Annotated in this window: 18 protein-coding genes; all 18 read left to right on the forward strand. The window is 36.2% G+C overall.

What is annotated here, in order from left to right:
* The first annotated feature begins 74 nt into the window (after positions 1-74).
* The 18 genes from IGL24_RS01925 (at position 75) to IGL24_RS02010 (ending at position 16,713) form a co-directional block, all read left to right on the forward strand.
* Entirely contained in the window at positions 75-674 is a 600-nt protein-coding gene (locus tag IGL24_RS01925) for an NUDIX hydrolase N-terminal domain-containing protein (protein WP_207699779.1), read from the forward strand.
* Between the two features lie 70 nt (positions 675-744).
* Complete coding sequence (locus IGL24_RS01930; protein WP_206855655.1) at positions 745-1,197, forward strand: MarR family winged helix-turn-helix transcriptional regulator; 453 nt, start codon at positions 745-747, stop codon at positions 1,195-1,197.
* 13 nt (positions 1,198-1,210) lie between these two features.
* On the forward strand, positions 1,211-1,738 hold the full coding sequence (locus IGL24_RS01935) for a GNAT family N-acetyltransferase (protein ID WP_207115979.1): 528 nt from the start codon (positions 1,211-1,213) through the stop codon (positions 1,736-1,738).
* 3 nt (positions 1,739-1,741) lie between these two features.
* On the forward strand, positions 1,742-2,452 hold the full coding sequence (locus IGL24_RS01940; RefSeq protein WP_206855661.1) for a B3/B4 domain-containing protein: 711 nt from the start codon (positions 1,742-1,744) through the stop codon (positions 2,450-2,452).
* 197 nt (positions 2,453-2,649) lie between these two features.
* Complete coding sequence (locus IGL24_RS01945) at positions 2,650-3,060, forward strand: glyoxalase (RefSeq protein WP_207115978.1); 411 nt, start codon at positions 2,650-2,652, stop codon at positions 3,058-3,060.
* A complete protein-coding gene (locus IGL24_RS01950; protein ID WP_207699776.1) occupies positions 3,041-3,301 on the forward strand; it encodes a hypothetical protein in 261 nt (86 codons plus the stop codon). Before IGL24_RS01945 ends, IGL24_RS01950 begins: the two co-directional genes overlap by 20 nt.
* A 226-nt stretch (positions 3,302-3,527) precedes the next feature.
* A complete protein-coding gene (locus IGL24_RS01955; RefSeq protein WP_206855667.1) occupies positions 3,528-4,838 on the forward strand; it encodes an NCS2 family permease in 1,311 nt (436 codons plus the stop codon).
* A 978-nt stretch (positions 4,839-5,816) separates the two neighbouring features.
* Positions 5,817-6,332, forward strand: a complete 516-nt coding sequence (locus tag IGL24_RS01960) for a hypothetical protein (RefSeq protein ID WP_429968378.1) — start codon at positions 5,817-5,819, stop codon at positions 6,330-6,332.
* Between the two features lie 358 nt (positions 6,333-6,690).
* Positions 6,691-7,293: a recombinase family protein gene (locus IGL24_RS01965; protein ID WP_207115975.1), complete on the forward strand. Its 603-nt coding sequence runs from the start codon at positions 6,691-6,693 to the stop codon at positions 7,291-7,293.
* A gap of 1 nt (position 7,294) precedes the next feature.
* Positions 7,295-7,573, forward strand: a complete 279-nt coding sequence (locus IGL24_RS01970) for a hypothetical protein (RefSeq protein ID WP_207700470.1) — start codon at positions 7,295-7,297, stop codon at positions 7,571-7,573.
* A gap of 32 nt (positions 7,574-7,605) precedes the next feature.
* A complete protein-coding gene (locus IGL24_RS01975) occupies positions 7,606-9,288 on the forward strand; it encodes a P-loop NTPase fold protein (protein WP_429966281.1) in 1,683 nt (560 codons plus the stop codon).
* A gap of 53 nt (positions 9,289-9,341) precedes the next feature.
* Entirely contained in the window at positions 9,342-10,148 is an 807-nt protein-coding gene (locus IGL24_RS01980) for a DUF5677 domain-containing protein (RefSeq protein WP_207115377.1), read from the forward strand.
* Between the two features lie 466 nt (positions 10,149-10,614).
* Complete coding sequence (locus tag IGL24_RS01985) at positions 10,615-12,234, forward strand: glycoside hydrolase family 13 protein (protein WP_207699834.1); 1,620 nt, start codon at positions 10,615-10,617, stop codon at positions 12,232-12,234.
* Positions 12,235-12,589: 355 nt separating this feature from the next.
* A complete protein-coding gene (locus IGL24_RS01990) occupies positions 12,590-13,024 on the forward strand; it encodes a MarR family winged helix-turn-helix transcriptional regulator (protein WP_206855670.1) in 435 nt (144 codons plus the stop codon).
* 95 nt (positions 13,025-13,119) lie between these two features.
* Positions 13,120-14,226, forward strand: a complete 1,107-nt coding sequence (locus IGL24_RS01995) for an NADH-dependent flavin oxidoreductase (protein WP_206855671.1) — start codon at positions 13,120-13,122, stop codon at positions 14,224-14,226.
* Positions 14,227-14,242: 16 nt separating this feature from the next.
* Positions 14,243-14,920, forward strand: a complete 678-nt coding sequence (locus IGL24_RS02000; protein ID WP_206855672.1) for a type 1 glutamine amidotransferase domain-containing protein — start codon at positions 14,243-14,245, stop codon at positions 14,918-14,920.
* 26 nt (positions 14,921-14,946) lie between these two features.
* Positions 14,947-15,807, forward strand: a complete 861-nt coding sequence (locus IGL24_RS02005) for an aldo/keto reductase (protein WP_207699838.1) — start codon at positions 14,947-14,949, stop codon at positions 15,805-15,807.
* Positions 15,808-15,942: 135 nt separating this feature from the next.
* A complete protein-coding gene (locus IGL24_RS02010) occupies positions 15,943-16,713 on the forward strand; it encodes a Fic family protein (RefSeq protein ID WP_207699833.1) in 771 nt (256 codons plus the stop codon).
* The last annotated feature ends 138 nt before the right edge of the window (positions 16,714-16,851 follow it).

Consider the following 16,851-nt stretch of genomic DNA (forward strand, 5'->3'; position numbering starts at 1 on the left):
TGACGTGTATAAGCGGTTTCTTATAAATTTGACAATAGATAACAGAGAGATTTTATTGAAAGGTGTGAATGAAAATCAAAACAAAAATCGAACAATACAAACGCTTATTAGCGATCGCAGAAGCCGGTCTATTCTATGGGAAAGATCCCTTTGACGAGGAACGTTACCAAGAATTGAAATCGATTGCTTTATCTTTATTGAGTGATGGCGAAAAGGAAATCGAAGAACAATTGACTTTTATTTTAGAGAAAAATGAAGGCTATCCAACACCAAAAGTCGATGTACGTGCGTTTATCAAACGAGAAAATGAGATCTTACTGGTGGAAGATCATCACACCAAAGAATGGGCCTTACCAGGTGGATTTGCAGAAATTGGCTATTCGCCAAAGGAAAATATCGAAAAAGAGGTCAAAGAAGAAACTGGGCTAACGGTGAGGGTGGATCAGCTGCTTGCTATTTTTGATACAAATGCCCGAAAAGATCTCCCGCAAGCATTTCAATACTATAAAGTCATTTTCGGTTGTTCGGTTATCGAAGGTTCTTTTGTCGCGAATAACGAAACTTCAAATAGCGCTTTTTTTGCATTAGATGATTTACCTGCCCTTTCCCAAAAACGGACGACAGAAGAACAACTTGCCATCTTAGCTAATGGGATTTTACCTTATTTTGATTGATTGAGCTATTTTTTTGTTGCAAATGCAACAAAAATAAGTACAATAGAAGTACGACCGAAGGAGAGAGAAGATGGCAGAAATCATTAGAGAGATCGGGGCGATTGCCCGAGCGTTAGATTCGATCAGTAATATTGAGTTCAAAGAGGTTGCGCTGACAAGAGGACAGTATCTTTATCTCGTGAGGATTTGTGAAAATCCGGGAATCATTCAAGAAAAAATAGCAGAAATGCTCAAAGTTGATCGTACGACAACTGCCCGAGCATTAAAGAAGCTGGAAAGCAATGGACTGATTCGACGAGTGACTGATGAACAGAACAAGAAAAACAAAAGGTGTTATCCGACAGAGCAAGGAGAAGCACTCTATCCGATGATTATTCGAGAACATCATTATTCTACACAGGTCGCTTTGGCTGGTTTGTCTGAAGAAGAAATCAAGCAGTTGGAAAGATTATTGACACATGTAAGAAAAAATATTAGTGAAGACTGGAATTATGTGAAAAAAGGCAATAAGCGCCTGTATTGAGAGGGATGTTTTAGTGGAGAAACTAGAGATCAGACCGATTGCGCAGAGTGAAGCGACACTGCTTCAAGCAATCAGTATCGAAACGTACACAGATACGTTTGGTGAATATAATACGCAGGCAGATATGGCTGCCTATCTTGCAGAAGCTTATGACGTCCAACGATTGTCAAAAGAATTGATCAATCCAGAGTCTGCTTTTTTCTGGGCACTAGAGCATGAAGAAATTGTAGGCTATCTAAAACTGAATACTGGGAAGGCACAATCTGAAGAAATGCCTGAGGATCATTTAGAAATCGAACGGATCTATGTTCGGCCTCCTTATAAGAAAAAAGGGATTGGCACACATTTGATGAATTGGGCATTGAATCAGGCAAAATTACAGGAAAAAGCAGCTGTGTGGTTAGGCGTGTGGGAACACAATGAGCCAGCTCAAGCTTTTTATCGGAAACATGGCTTCATCCGCCAAGGACAACACGTGTTTTATATGGGCGATGATGCACAGATCGATCATATCCTAGTAAAAAAAATCAATGAGGTGTAACGAATGAAAAAATTTATAGTAGATCCATCTTTTTGGGAAGTCTTCCCGAAAGCTACGATCGAAATTTTAACTGTGGAAGGCATCAACAATCAAGTGGTTGAAGAAAACGAAGGAGAGTATTATGAGCGCTTGAACAACGCTGCTAAAGAAGCAAGAAATTATTTAACAGAAGAACCCTTCAGTCAAAATGAAGTAGTCGCTCAATGGCGTCAAGCATTTACACAGTTCAAAACAAAAAAAGGCGCACGTTCATCGATCGAAGCACTGCTAAAAAGAGCTAGTCAAAGTCGTGAATTTTTCCCAATCAATCCATTAGTTGATATTTATAATAGTATCTCTTTACGCTTTGGCGTGCCCTGTGGCGGAGAAGATCTAGCAAAAATCGCCGGTGATCTTCATTTAGGAAAAGCACAAGGTGGAGAAAGCTTCCTGCCTTTAGGCGCAGAAGTAGACGCTCCTGCATTACCAGAAGAAATCATCTACTATGATCATGAAGGTGCAATCTGCCGTTGCTTTAACTGGCGTGAAGCACAGCGAACGATGCTAACAGAAGAAACAACGAATGCTGTGTTGGTGATTGAAGCAGTCAACGAACAACAAGCGGAAGTTGCCAAAAAAGCAATGGCTGCTTTACAAGAGGACATTGAACGGACATTTGGTGTGACGAGCAATAGACAAACAGTGACGCAAGAACAACCAGAAATCACTTTGTAAGTGGAGGAAGCACCCGCTATCTTCAAATTAGGTAAACTTGAAGACAGCGGGTGCTTTTTTTCTTGATAGAGTTCACATGAAAATGAGTAACATTCGCACGATCTTCCTCTACTTACATAGAAGTCAGTTCCACTAAGTGTGTTTCCGCTTTCGTGCTATAATGAAAACAAGCTTTTATTTAGAGGAGGCGTTGTCAAATGATCCATAAATCTCGTGTCATGCTATATGTCGAAGATGTCGCATTAGTCAGTCGATTTTTCGTTGAGCAGTTAAAGGCAGAAATAGTTGAAACACTGGAATTACCGGAAGAATACCAAAGTATCGTCTTGCGTGTATCACAAGAGTTTGAGCTGGCTATTTTCCCTCGGACATTCGTTGAACGATTCTCACCAGAAGTATTAGGCCCACCACCGTCTATGATTTTCTTTACCGATAAGTTTGAAGAGTTTTATGAACAAATCGAAACAGCTGGTGAGATTTTGGAGAATAATGGCTTGTTGACGTTTAACTTTTCCGATCCAGAAGGAAATTTTTTTGTGATTGCCAAATTAGAATCGACAGAAAAAGTAGAGGAAAGGGAGGCAGAAGATGAAAGTCTCAATCACTGAAACACTAGAAGATTATTTCAAAAAGCAACGAATCAAAAAGAGTGATAAATTGAGAATGAAGAATTTGAAATCTGGGAAAGATCCTGCCAAAGGATGGAATAAAATGGTCGATACAGGATTAGGTGGGTTAAATTCTTTGGATTATCGTGGGAAAGGGAGTAATTTGCCAATCAGCCAAATCGATAATCAAAAATTTCGTGCGGAAGAACAAAAGCGAATCGGGAAAGAAACGCATAAATAGCGGTCTCTCCACCTGTTGTGTACTTAGTTTTATTTGTTAGTAATCGAAACATTCTTCTCTAAATGAAAGCGGAATAGCTAAACGCCAATGTTCGGATTTTTAATTAAATCCGAATTTTTTGTTTACTTATTTCTTGATTTGGGATAACATTAAACACGTTGTTTTATTAATAAATCTAATATAGTAAGAACTTTTTTATAAATGTTCGGTTTTAGGGGGATGGATGATGAAGGGAAAAATACTTTCCTACTTCGAGATTGACGCACTGAATACCACAGTGAAACGGGAGATATTGGCTGGTTTTACAACATTTATCTCTATGGCATATATCTTATTTGTCAATCCAACAGTGCTTGGAGCTTCAGGAATGGATGAAGGAGCAGTATTTACTGCAACTGCATTAGCGAGTGCGATCGGTTGTATTTTGATGGGTGTCGTGGCACGCTATCCAATTGGCACAGCGCCTGCGTTAGGAATCAATGCCTTTTTTGCTTACTCAGTCTGTTTAGGTATGGGGATTCCATGGGAAACAGCGTTAGCAGGGGTGTTTGTTGCTTCATTGATTTTTATTTTGATCACTATTTTTAAATTGCGTGAAATGATCATTGATGCCATTCCAACAGACTTAAAGTTTGCGATCTCAGGTGGGATCGGCTTATTTATTGCTTTTCTAGGATTGAGTGAAGGTGGATTGATCGTTGCGAATGAATCGACCCTTGTTGGCTTGGGTTCATTGAGTGTTGGTTCTACTTGGCTGACGATTTTTGGGTTGGTTGTCACAGCAATTTTATTAGTCCGACGCGTACCAGGCGGTATTTTTATCGGCATGGTGGCAACAACGATTTTAGGGCTAGTCACTGGACTGATTCCTATGCCTTCACAGCTTGTAGCAGCAGCACCGAGCTTGAAACCTACATTCTTAGTAGCATTGAAACACATCGGTGATATCAATAGCTTACAAATGTGGGTAGTCGTCTTGACGTTCTTGTTAGTGACATTCTTTGATACAGCTGGAACTTTGGTTGGTCTAGCAAACCAAGCTGGTTTCATGCAAGATAACAAAATGCCACGTGTTGGGAAGGCATTGGCTTCGGATTCTACTGCGATGTTAGCTGGTTCATTGTTAGGTACATCGCCAGTCGGGGCTTTTGTTGAGTCATCCGCAGGAATCGCCGTCGGTGGCCGTTCTGGCTTAACTGCGATCACCACAGGGATCTTATTCTTGTTCGGCTTGTTTTTCTCTCCATTATTATCAGTGGTGACTTCTCAAGTCACTGCACCTGCACTGATTTTAGTCGGGGTGTTGATGGCACAATCATTACGTCAGATCGAATGGGGAAAAATGGAGATTGCCATTCCTGCATTCTTGATCTTGATCGGTATGCCATTGACTTATAGTATCTCAGATGGGATTGCATTAGGCTTTATCTTTTATCCAATCACCATGCTAGCAGCGAAACGTGGCAAAGAAGTTTCGCCGATCATGTATGCTTTGTTCTTTGTCTTTATCGGGTTTATGTGGATCTTGAATGTTTAATTTGATTTAGGTGGAACTTGAGTATTCATTCGATTTTAAAGAGTGTGGGACAGTCCAGTCGTCCTTTCTCGAAAATAAAAAACGAGTCTGATTTTGATGTGTTTTTGTCAAAATTGGACTTGTTTTTAGTTATATACACACTTTTTATCCATGTGTTTCCCTAATTTCCTTAGATCTAGTACTATGAGCGCCAATCTGATATCACTCGCCCGTGTAAGTAAAAACGTTAGCACACCAAGTGAGCCTTTAGATGACCGATCACTGGTTCGACGAGGTTGTGACAGAATTGTTTTGACCTGAGCAGTAAGGTAGAAAATTGCTTTTTATATTTGACAATTTTTTAGCTTAATGTTGAAGGAGCTGGTTTGCAAACACCGTTTATTTGGTTTTAAGGTATGAAACAAAAATGAATTTTAATTTTTGTCCCACCCACAAATCGAACCGTTGAAAAATAAGGACTAGAATATGACGACATGAAATTAATCGATCTTTACGATAATAAAAGTTTAAAATATATGTGATCTTTTGAATACACTGATAAAAACTTTGCTAATTACGTAGCAGCAATCCCTCGTTTTAAGTTTATACGATTAGTCGAATTATTTAGTGATGAGGTAGTTCTAACGACGATTGCAAATTTCCTTGACTACGTACCTTATCAAAATTGATTAGAAAAATTCGTCCTAGCTTGGTTGCTAAACAGATGAAAGAAGATATTGTAAAACAAGTGATGATAATTGATCAATACAAAGACGACAAATATATTTAATATTATAATTATGTTAACTCGATAGATGATATTTGCTTGTCTAGTTATTTTAATGTGTTTTTTTAAGTTATTATATATAAAATAATATCTTTTAATAGGTTTTTTAAGCAAAAATGTCATTAAAACGGCATGTTTTGATTAATTTATTTTTTGCTCTACAAGTATGTTATTGTAATGATTGTAACAAATACAATTTGAGGAGTGGAAAAATGAAAAAGAAAATTACTGTTTTAGTTCTTAGTTCTTGCATGTTATTATCCACGTTGGTTCCAAGTAGTGTTGCATGTGCAGAAGAATTTATTGATGAGTCAACTGTAGTGAAGACTGTACATACTCCAGAGATGCCCCCTGGAGTTTACGCTGAAGTACATGAAGATGGAAGTATTTCTGTTGTAAAGACAGACTCCATGCTCAAAGCTAATGTATCTCGATGGGGTAGTTCAATCTACACGAACGTTGCAGTTTCTACTGGTGTAGCAACTAATGCAATTAATACAGCATTTTATTCAGGACTTGGTTCAGTATTGGGAATTTTTGGGGTAGTACCTATGTGGGCATTACAATCACTATTAAATGCGGTTGGTTGGTCTAACATGGGATCTAAACCTGGTGCGTCGGTCGCTAAACTTTGGGATAAGAATAAAAATGGGTGGATTGGATTCAATTTCCAAAGAGGTTACGATGCTGCTGGCAAAGAAGTGGCTACTAGGTATAGCACACTTTAATATATGAAATTAAAAAAATTTACTGAAGACCACCCATATTTAACCGTAATCTATTCGGGATTAATTGCAAGTGCATTTTGGATTACTGTTGAATATATCGTTAATCGAGACTTCAGACCTAGTGGTATTTATAGTCTAATATTTTATTATGTAATTGGATTATCTTCAGTAAAATTTAAGTCCAGAAAAAAATGAGTACTGAAAACCCAAAAATCATTAATTAATTGTTTAGTCCAACAGGGGATACCCTGTTGGTCTTTTTATGTATTCGTGATATACTTGGATTTTTAAGAGGTCAACTAAGTTGGGCAACAGGTTTTCAAAAATTTTCAAAATTTTTCGTGGGGGAGAATTTTTTATGGCAAAAATTGGTTATGCAAGAGTAAGTAGATTGGATCAGAATTTAAATCGACAATTAGAGCTTTTATCTGACTGTGATAAAATTTTTACTGATAAGTTAAGTGGAAAAGATACAAATCGAGTAGCGTTCCAAGAGATGATGAAATCTATTCGTGAAGACGATATTGTTGTAGTAACTGAATTAAAACGACTTGGACGTAATAATAAAGAATTAATGGAAACAATGAACTTGATCCAGATGAAAAAGGCAACATTTGAAGTCTTAAATCTACCAGCTTTAAGTGGGATCACTGATGATAACCTACGTCGCTTACTAAACGACTTGATTATTGAGTTATACAAGTATCAGGCAGAGGACGAACGTAAGTATATACTTGAAACTCAGAGACAAGGAATTGCACTTGCTAAAGCAAAAGGAAAATACAAAGGAGGAAAACCAAAGTACAGAGAAAATGATCCACGCCTTCAATTAGCATTCAAATTATTTTTGGAGGGATGTACAGATAAAGAAGTCGAGCAACAAACAGGAATTAACAGAAGGACCTTTAGAAGATATCGTACGAAATATGGTATTACAACTGAGTTGCGAAAGAGAGAATGATATGAAAATAGTAAATATAGAAGCTAAGATTAAGATGTTTAATTTACTTTGTTGGTTGGTGTATTTTTTACAGAACGGTATGAGTATTGACAATATGAAGAACTTTGTTCTTTTGACTACTATTTTGTATGTGATTTTTTTTATATTAAAATATATGATATTCAAATTTAAACGGAATAAAAATCAATTGAAAGTAATTTATGATTTAGAAGAGATTGATACAAAAAATAGTGCAGAGTATTTTGCAAATTTATTGAATCAGAATTTAACTTTTTTTTAAATGGGGAATGGGGAACTGGAAAAACAGTATATTTGAGTGAAGTACAAAAGTATAGTAATAAAAAATTTAACAATGTTAATTTGTGGAATGTAAAAGACGAAAGATCTGTTATAAGTATATGTTTTTCAGAACTTCATCCAATAATAAGTGTATTATCAAGATTATTGATAGTAGTAGCTGTCGTAGTATCAATTTTAGTTACACCAGCTATCAATTTGGATTTAGGAAAAATCCTGTCTGATCATTTTAAGAGTAATATTTTCTCGCAATATATAGTACCTATAGGAACTATATTAGCTTTGTTTGTTTCAGTATGGCAGTTTTTTAAATTTAAAACAGACAGTATGTATTACAAATTTTTTCAGTCTTCTTTATCATCATATTTTTTAAAAAATAAGGTATTAATAATAGATGATTTTGATCGCGTATCGAAGGATAAGCAAGAAGAATCTTATAAATTATTTAATAGTTTGAATGGTAAATTAGCTATAGTTTTTGTTGGGGATTATACACAGATAAATTTTAAAGAAGATAAGTACCTGCAAAAAATTATCAATCAAAAAATTGAGTTACCTTACAGCTTACATCCTAGTAATATATGGACCAACTATTTTAAAAAAATTGAAACTACTTTTTCGATAAATATTTCTGTAAATCTAATTGAACTCTTTATTAAAGAACAAAGAAACCTTAGAGAAAGAAAAATATTTCATTACTATTTGATAGAGGAATTAGAAAAGAGAAATAAGAAAGATATTGTCCAAATCGAGCAACAATTAATAGTTATCTATTTATATTTATTTTATCATAGTGAGTACAAAGAATTAGTTGATACTGGGGGAATCACTATTATTAAAGATCATTGTAACGAATTTACGGCTGTGATTAAAAGTTTATTAAATGACAATGATGAATATCCATCACCTTTTATAAGAAATAGAAAAGGATATTATCTTTATGAGAAAGTATTAAAACTGAAGTATTCTGAAGTAATAAAGCTTTTAAATGATACCAATATTAATGAGCACCTTATTTCCTATGGCTCATTAAATGATGAACTTTCCGAGTATATTTTACGAAATTATAAAAAACTTGATCGTGAAATTACAACAAAATTACGTGATGCGACTTTAGACAACATTTACAATAATAAATCTTCATATTTGTTGGAGTATATCATTTTGTTTGAAAAACAAATAACTATAAACAAAATAAAAACCATTGATTTTGAGGCTGTTATTGACGAATGGGAAACTATTTTAAATACTCATTCTTTCGATTTTACACAAAAACTATTCTTTTTTGAGAAGTATTTGAAAATAAATTTTGCAAACCTTGCTATATTATTTCCTAATCTAGATTTAGAATCCTTGGACTTCATAGATGGTAAAAAGAAAAGTATGTATTTTATTGTTGTATTAACTATAAATCAAAAATGGGATAATTTTGAATGGCAAAAACAGTACTGGGACGCATTAGAAATAATATTTAAGGAAAACTACCTAGAATTTATTTATATTTTAAAAAAACTTGGCTTGATTAAAATTAATTGGAAAACGAAAGTAATAAGCGTATGTACAAAAAAATATAATCATTTGACTGATTTAGAAATCAAAGGTTTCCCTGAAGCAGCAATGCGAATTACTCCTATGCTGACTAAAATATCAGATGAAAAATTTACTATTAATGAGTTCGAAGATAAGTTAGACATCTAATTCAAATATCTGTCAAGTAGAAACTTATGTTTTAATAGAAAGGAATCAAAGATATGGAATTTAAAGAAGAAGTTATACCAATCTATAAGAGTATTTCTATGCAAGTATTTAAAGCAAATCCAAAGGATAGTAACGAATTAGACATTCATGATATGGTAATAAAATCACTATACGTCGATTTAGTAGATAAAGCGGAAACAATAAATTATTTATATAAAGTTGGGCTAACTGATAATATTGGTATGATATTTCGTTCATTCTTAGAAGTTTATATATATTTAAGCTATATTCTGGAAAAAAATACTAAAGAAAGAGGGAAAGCGTGTTTTTATTGGCAAAAACATGTTGGTATTAAAAATTTAAAGAAAACATTTGACCATTTAGAAGTCTCTCAAAAAGAAAGATACAAAAATGATATAGATGTTGCATTACAAAAACAAAATAACTCTTCTTATCAGAACTTAGATTCATATGAAATATATATAAAAGGTAAAATAAATAGTTGCTTTACAAATAAAATGAAGTTAAGGGATAGACAAAATTGGTTTAATGAGGATGGAAATCATCGAACCATTAGACAGCTTTTTGAGTATATGGGTAATGAATTAGAATATGATAATTTTTATTCTCGCTATTCTCCGTCCTCTCATGGTTTAAGTGTTTTAGGACAGCTCAGAGTCTCTCCTCAATTGTTAGCTATTGAATCGTTTGATGACAAAGATATAATACTTTCTATGTTGAATGGGCATATTTTTGATATTACTAATAAAGTAATTACTTATTATAAATTAAATCAGGAAACAAACTCATATATTCAAGAAATTAAAAATATAGTTCTAACTAGCCAATCAAATATATAAGAAGCGGAGGTATAAGTTTTTATCCTCGAAAATATAAGGTGACATCTACGACAAATTGTTCTTCCATTTTTTTGTGAATGTCACCTTATTTTCGTAGAGATTGTTTCTGTGATCACCGTATAGGGATACATAGAAAAGTAAAAAGTGTGGCAGTGTTCCGAATGAAGTATTGTAAGGCTTAATTTACGCGTTTAAATTACAGATAAAACTACTAAATTTAACTGCTGTTTTGTTTGTGAATTTGGAGTACACTCTAAATGGACATGTTGATAGCAATTTGTACTTATTTCAATCAATAGTTTCTGTTTTAAGGCGCTAATCCATTGATTGAAACTTTCCCCACGCTCTTTTTTATTTCAAAATCCCGGATTTTAATGTTATCGGTAACATGCTCAAGTCTGTTTACTCTTGTTTTTGTAAGCGTTACAATTTCTATAAGAATAGGACAAAACAAATGGAGGAACATATGGAGAAAAAATGGTGGCACCAATCAGTGGTATATCAAGTCTATCCACGTAGTTTTCAAGATACGAATGGGGATGGAATCGGTGATTTAAGAGGGATTATTTCAAGGTTAGATTATTTAACGTATCTAGGGATCGATACGATTTGGCTTTCCCCGGTCTATGAATCTCCAAATGATGACAATGGCTATGATATCAGCGATTATGAAGCAATCATGGCTGAATTTGGAACCATGGCTGAAATGGATGAACTGATTGAGGAAGCCAAGAAATCTGGCATCAAAATCATATTAGATTTAGTCGTCAATCACACATCAGATGAACATCAATGGTTTATCGAATCACGCAAAAGCAAAGACAATCCGCATCGAGATTATTATATCTGGCGTGATCCAGTCAATGGTGACGTTCCTAATTCACTACGTTCGATCTTTAGTGGACCTGCTTGGGAATTTGATGAGACGACTGGTCAATATTATTTGCATCTATACAGCAAGAAACAACCTGATTTGAATTGGGAGAACGAGCGAGTCAGACAAGAAGTCTATGACATGATGAATTTTTGGATAGACAAAGGAATTGGAGGATTCCGCATGGATGTCATCGATACGATCGGCAAACTACCCGATCAAGAAATCACCAATAATGGACCTCGGCTTCACGAATACCTACAAGAAATGAATCAAGCAACCTTTGGCGATAAGGATTTGATGACGGTAGGAGAAACTTGGGGCGCAACGACAGAAATCGCGAAGCTTTATTCAGACCCGAAAAGAAATGAACTATCCATGATCTTCCAATTTGAACATATGATTTTGGACCAGCAAGCAGGCAAGGATAAATGGGATCTAAAAGCTTTAGATGTTTCTGAACTGAAACAAGTTTTGTCAAAATGGCAGACAGCGTTAGGTGATGAAGGCTGGAACAGCTTGTTTTGGAATAATCATGATTTGCCGAGAATCGTTTCACGTTGGGGGAATGATCAGGAATATCGCGTAGAAAGTGCGAAAATGTTTGCTATTTTATTGCACATGATGAAAGGGACTCCTTATATTTATCAAGGGGAAGAACTAGGCATGACAAATGCACCAATCCAGGACATCTCAGAAGCAAAAGATATCGAAACGATCAATATGTATCACGAACGTCTTGCATCTGGCTATCATAAAGAAGAGATCTTGCAGTCTATCAATGCGAAAGGTCGTGACAACGCGCGTACGCCGATGCAATGGGATGAAACAGCACATGGCGGATTTACGACAGGAACACCTTGGCTATCCGTCAATCCCAACTATCCAAGCATCAATGCGAAACAAGCAGTGGCAGATCCATCTTCGATTTTCCATACGTACAAACGCTTGATCGAGTTACGCAAACACAATGAAATCATTGTCTGGGGAGAATATGAATTGTTGGCAGAAACTCCAGATGAAGTCTTCGCATATTATCGGACACTCAATGAAGAACGTTGGTTGATCATCTGTAACTTATCTGAACAAACACATGAATTGACTGTTCCACAAGAAACAACGGAACTGATCATTGCAAACTATGACCGAGAAGTGCCTATGGGAGAAGTTGAATTACGTCCTTATGAAGCGTTTGTGGTGAAAATTGAGTGATGGATTGAGTGTCACATCTAGAAAATGGATACCACGCATATTACTTTTTGACGGCATATATGCTATCGTATGTATATGAAAAAACCAAGCAGAAGATGGTAATAGTGGATGGGTGATCTAAGCAGATCATCTATCCATTTTTTTTAGTGAAGGACTTCCTTGGAAATAGTGTCAAAGGAGATCGTGAAAGAAGCATTTTTAGGTGAGTGTTGAAGGTCAGCTTTTGGAATTTCGTTTATTCAGTTTTAAGGTTTGAAATAAAAATTAATTTTTTTTTTGTTCTAGACACCTATCCTCCTCTTTGACAAATCAACTAAATCATACTATGATATGTACGCTAACAGGAGGTGTAAAAATGGGGAAATCAATTGAACGGTCATTAGAAGAATGTCTGTTTTTCAGTGTAAAAAAACTAGATCGCATCTTAAATAAATTGGCCGATGAAGCATTCAAAAAAACTGGGCTTGCGCCAACGTATGGATTTATTTTGCTGATCCTAAAAGAAAAAAATGGGATTCCGCAAAAGGACATTGCACAAATGCTGTATTCTGCACCTTCCACAATTGCACGTTTCGTAGAAAAGTTAGAATATAAAGGCTATGTCAAAACAGTGACAGAGGGACGTCTTTCTCTCGTCTATTTAACAGATGAAGGTCGTGAATTTGTCAAAGAGATCGACAGTAGTTGGGATGAGCTTCATCAAGCCTATAAAGTTGTTTTAGGCGCTGCTGAAAGCGAACGCCTTTCACAAGAGCTGAATGAGGCGACCAATAAATTACAAAAAAAATAAAATTTTTTAAACATAACAGTTGCATGTACAACTAAACGTATGGTTAAATAAATACGAGAAAAATAAGTGACATTCGTCATATTGGAGGAAGAAGAATGGTAAAATTCAATGAATCAATCACATTTCCATCAGGTAGTGAGCTAAAAAATCGGTTGATGCTATCACCAATGACTACAGAACTTAGCTTTTTTAATGGAGTAATCACAAAAGATGAAATCGAATACTATGCACAACGATCAAAAGGATTAGGTGCAGTGATCACTGGTGCTGCCAATGTGCAAGATATCGGAAAAGGTTGGCCAGGTGAATTAAGTATTGCACACGACGAAATGATCCCTCGTTTAAGTGAATTAGCACAAGCTATCCAAGGTGAAGGTGCTAAGGCGATCGTGCAAATCTTCCATGGCGGACGTATGACGAGTCGTGCGACTTTATCCGGAGAACAAACAGTATCTGCTAGTGCTATTCCAGCAGAACGTCCAGATGCCGAAACACCTCGGGCATTAAGTGAGGAAGAAGTTAGCGAAACGATCCGAGCATTTGGAGAAGCAACACGCAGAGCAATCGAAGCCGGATTTGACGGCGTGGAATTACATGGAGCGAATACCTACTTGATCCAACAATTCTTCTCTCCTCATTCTAATCGTCGTGACGACCAATGGGGCGGAACGTTAGAGAAACGTTACCACTTTATTGAAGAATTATTGAAATCTGTCTTTCAAGCAGTTGAAACACACGCTAAGAAACCATTTATCGTTGGTTATCGTTTTTCACCAGAAGAATTTGAAACACCAGGTATCCGTTTTGAAGAAACGATTTGGTTGATGGAACAATTACGTGAAACGAAATTAGACTATCTACATGTTTCTTTGAACACGTATGACCGTGTAGCTCGCTCTGAAACGTATAATGAAAAATCAATTCTTGAATACGTCCATGAAGCGATTCAAGGAAAAATCCCGCTAGTCGGTGTCGGGAATGTCCGTAACCGTAAAGATGTCGAGTCTGTGTTAGCTCATGCTGAACTCGTGGCAGTTGGCCAACAAATGTTGGTAGATCCTGAATGGGCAGTCAAGTTATTAGAAGGTCGGGATGATGAATTTGTGACGAAACCATTTTCTGAAGCATACAAAGACTTGTATTTACCAAGTCCATTGTATAATTTCCTTGATCAACGTTATCGATCAACCATCAATATCTAAGAAAGAAGCTGAGAAAATGAAAGTTTTGATTGTTTTGACAAATGTAGAGAAATACGACAATATCGAGCGTCCAACAGGTTTATGGTTAAGTGAATTGACTCATTTTTATGATGTATTAGTCAAAAATAAGATCGATGCTGACTTTGTTAGCCCAAATGGCGGCTATGTGCCTTTGGAACCAAAAAGTATATTAGATATGGATCAAGTGGATTGGGCCTATTATCAAGATGAAGATTTTCGTAACCGTGCCTTAGGACAAACGTTACGTCCTGATGAAGTGAATCCAAAAGATTATGCAGCTATTTACTATGCGGGTGGTCACGGAACGATGTGGGACTTCCCAGGCTCAGAAAAATTAGCAGAGGTTGCTTCTGCGATTTACAAAGAGAATGGCATCGTATCAGCGGTTTGTCATGGCGTCGTAGGGCTATTGCCTGTCGTAGACGAAAATGGTCAGTCTATTTTAGCTGGACGTAAAGTGACTGGCTTCAGTAATGAAGAAGAGGAAGCGAACGGTACAACGAATAATGTACCATTCCTGACTGAAGATTCATTGAAAGAAAAAGGAGCAGATTATCAGGCAGGAAAAGCTTTTACTGAAGTGGTTCATGTAGATGGGCGTTTATTAACAGGACAAAACCCTCAATCTGCACACCTATTAGGAGAAAAAGTCGTTACTGCGTTGACGAAATAAAGCGAAGTTTGGAGAGGGGATCAATGATGGAAACACGTACCTTGAACAATAGTTTGACGATTCCTATACTTGGATTTGGGGTCTTTCAAATCTGGGATCAAGAGGAATGTGAGCAAGTCGTTTTAGAAGCGCTAAATGCTGGCTATCGGCTGATCGATACTGCGGCTGTTTATTACAATGAAGAAGCAGTTGGTCGGGCAATCAAAAAAAGTGGGATTCCCAGAGAAGAGATCACCATTACAACAAAGCTATGGGTCACTGATGCTTCTTACGAAGGTGCTTATAAAGCGTATGAGCGTTCGTTACAAAAATTAGGGGTAGACTACATTGATATTTTCTTGATCCACCAACCTTACAATGATTATTACGGCGCATGGCGTGCTATGGAAGAACTCTATGATGCAGGTAAAGTAAAGGCGATCGGAGTCTCCAATTTTTCCACTGGTCGTTTGACCGATTTGATTTTGAATCACCGCATCAAACCTGTCATCAATCAAATCGAACAACATCCGTACCGTCAACAAAAACAACAAAGAGAAACAGCCACACACTTTGACGTTGCGACGGAAGCATGGAGTCCGTTCAATCAAGGAAAAGATGGGATTTTTGATGAACCAGTTTTGAAAGAATTAGCTGAGAAATACAATAAAACTGTTCCACAGATCATCTTACGTTGGCAAACACAACTAGGGATCATCACGATCCCTAAATCTGTCCATGTGGATCGTATGAAGCAAAATATCGCCATTTTTGATTTCCAATTATCAGAAGAAGAATTGACTTTGATCGAACAGCTCGATCAAGCACCAGAGTCAACCGGACCTCGTGAACATCGAACATTAGTTGAAAATCTGCATAATATCTCGATTGATCAAGCGAATAAATAAGTATTATGTTGATGCGTTCAAAAGAGAGTGTAGGAACTCCGTTGATTTCCTTCAAATTGTTTTTTTCTACTGTGTATCTAATTTTCATAGTATACTAGGAGGCACAAAGATTGGAACAACAAGGAGAGAAAGCTGATGGATAATACAGCTCTTGCAAGATTTATTACCTCATTAGGTAGTTTAAATAATTATGGTAGCACGGTTTTACAAACGAAAAAAGCACTTGATCAAAAATCGACAAAACCGCTGAGACAAAACAAAGACGATATCGCGATTTTTACAGATGCATTAAAAGGAATCGATGTAATCAAAAAAATAGGATTCTCAACAGATGGGATCATTGCAGTAAATACACAGTTTGATTCACCATCAAATGAACAACCTGGTTTGCCCGGTCATTTGAGAAATGCTTATTACAATGAAGAGGATCGTATCGCTATTATTATCGATCAACAAAGTCAGGAAGCTTATTTGCCACCGGAGATCGTTACGCGAGTCGATATCGATCAAATCGTAGAAAGATTTAATGAGTCTAAAAAGGAAGAAAAAGATGCTTGGCGTGTCTTTGCACAATTATCAAAATTACAGGCGTTTCAAGACGGCAACAAGCGAACTGCGTTAATTGCAGCTAACTCGGCCTATGGAACATTTGAAAATGAAAATTACCTCACGCTTCCTTTCAATGATCTGGATCGAGTGGAATTTACATTGAATCTGATGCGTTATTACCAAGCAAAGACACCAACAGAGGAAGAAAAAGCGTTTGAACGTATGCTAGACACACTACCATCACCTAAAGAAAGAGAACTGGCATTACATGCACCTATTCAAGAAAATAAAAATTTTGATGCGAGTACGTATCGCATCAAAGAGCAATTGAGTAAACCAGATGTATCAAGAGAATAAAGATGAGAATAGAGACTTGTAGTGATCCAAAAGAATTGTTGGATGAACTGCAAGAGGTTGTGACAGAAGTGTTCAGCTCCGAGAAATAAGCCGAGAAACCCAAAAATTGTTCTTCAAATTTTTGGGTTTCTCGGCTTA

Origin of the sequence: Enterococcus sp. DIV2371, assembly GCF_050498525.1 — a bacterium.
Lineage (GTDB): Bacteria > Bacillota > Bacilli > Lactobacillales > Enterococcaceae > Enterococcus_B > Enterococcus_B mangumiae.

What these genes read in the sequence shown, in the direction of transcription:
- IGL24_RS01955 (WP_206855667.1), top strand. Translation starts at nt 3,528, where the DNA reads ATGAAGGGAAAAATACTTTCCTACTTCGAGATTGACGCACTGAATACC.
- IGL24_RS01995 (WP_206855671.1), top strand. Translation starts at nt 13,120, where the DNA reads ATGGTAAAATTCAATGAATCAATCACATTTCCATCAGGTAGTGAGCTA.
- IGL24_RS01940 (WP_206855661.1), top strand. Translation starts at nt 1,742, where the DNA reads ATGAAAAAATTTATAGTAGATCCATCTTTTTGGGAAGTCTTCCCGAAA.
- IGL24_RS01965 (WP_207115975.1), top strand. Translation starts at nt 6,691, where the DNA reads ATGGCAAAAATTGGTTATGCAAGAGTAAGTAGATTGGATCAGAATTTA.
- IGL24_RS02010 (WP_207699833.1), top strand. Translation starts at nt 15,943, where the DNA reads ATGGATAATACAGCTCTTGCAAGATTTATTACCTCATTAGGTAGTTTA.
- IGL24_RS01960 (WP_429968378.1), top strand. Translation starts at nt 5,817, where the DNA reads ATGAAAAAGAAAATTACTGTTTTAGTTCTTAGTTCTTGCATGTTATTA.
- IGL24_RS01950 (WP_207699776.1), top strand. Translation starts at nt 3,041, where the DNA reads ATGAAAGTCTCAATCACTGAAACACTAGAAGATTATTTCAAAAAGCAA.
- IGL24_RS02000 (WP_206855672.1), top strand. Translation starts at nt 14,243, where the DNA reads ATGAAAGTTTTGATTGTTTTGACAAATGTAGAGAAATACGACAATATC.
- IGL24_RS01990 (WP_206855670.1), top strand. Translation starts at nt 12,590, where the DNA reads ATGGGGAAATCAATTGAACGGTCATTAGAAGAATGTCTGTTTTTCAGT.
- IGL24_RS01980 (WP_207115377.1), top strand. Translation starts at nt 9,342, where the DNA reads ATGGAATTTAAAGAAGAAGTTATACCAATCTATAAGAGTATTTCTATG.
- IGL24_RS02005 (WP_207699838.1), top strand. Translation starts at nt 14,947, where the DNA reads ATGGAAACACGTACCTTGAACAATAGTTTGACGATTCCTATACTTGGA.
- IGL24_RS01985 (WP_207699834.1), top strand. Translation starts at nt 10,615, where the DNA reads ATGGAGAAAAAATGGTGGCACCAATCAGTGGTATATCAAGTCTATCCA.
- IGL24_RS01930 (WP_206855655.1), top strand. Translation starts at nt 745, where the DNA reads ATGGCAGAAATCATTAGAGAGATCGGGGCGATTGCCCGAGCGTTAGAT.
- IGL24_RS01945 (WP_207115978.1), top strand. Translation starts at nt 2,650, where the DNA reads ATGATCCATAAATCTCGTGTCATGCTATATGTCGAAGATGTCGCATTA.
- IGL24_RS01970 (WP_207700470.1), top strand. Translation starts at nt 7,295, where the DNA reads ATGAAAATAGTAAATATAGAAGCTAAGATTAAGATGTTTAATTTACTT.